This is a genomic window from Rhodoplanes sp. SY1 (assembly GCF_046000175.1).
Lineage (GTDB): Bacteria > Pseudomonadota > Alphaproteobacteria > Rhizobiales > Xanthobacteraceae > Rhodoplanes.
The window spans coordinates 1-588 of the sequence record NZ_JBEOMB010000212.1 but is presented as its reverse complement, the minus strand read 5'-3'; the positions used below and the strand labels follow the sequence as shown (position 1 = coordinate 588).

1 pseudogene is annotated in these 588 nt (G+C 64.3%); it reads right to left on the bottom strand.

The features are described from left to right. Positions 1 to 565 (bottom strand): annotated as a pseudogene (locus ABTU92_RS28475) (hypothetical protein); the annotation flags it as partial. Positions 566 to 588: the final 23 nt, after the last annotated feature.

The window sequence follows — 588 nt, the reverse complement described above, 5'->3', positions numbered from 1 at the left end:
CGGACGGCATCGGGCGCCCGATCACGAGGCTCGCCCGCACATCCCCCCAATCGTTGCGCCCGGTCACGCCACCGAAGTTGCCCGGGACAACGTTCTCCGGCAGGCCCTGAGAGATCAAGTCGTGCTTCAGCTTCTTTTGCGTGAACACCCCAACTTCGTCGTGCGGGAACATGGACGCGACCCAGCATGCGAGATTGTGCATGTATCGGCGGTTCCGCCGCCGTTCCTCGGTCTGCTTCCCGTCCTTTTCCGCCGTTTCCGTGAGGCCGAGCGTCGTCGCTGAGACAGGCGCGTCGAGGACCTGAACCAGAAAGCTGTGGGGCGACCGCGCCACAGGCTGATCGACCGCGACCCGCACGCGACAGTCAAGGATGTTCTGAATTTGCTCGACGGTCGGTGGTGTGGCGTCGATCATCAGGACCGATGACCCGTGCAACTTCTCGTCGAGGCGCCAAAGTGGCCGGACGACCAGCACACGAGCGCTCCCGGAGCCCCGTATCGTCAACGAGCCCGACGCACCATTGGAGCCGAGCACGCGCGCGACTTCCGTCCAGACGTCGACCATCGTCAGAAGTGACCGATAAGCGC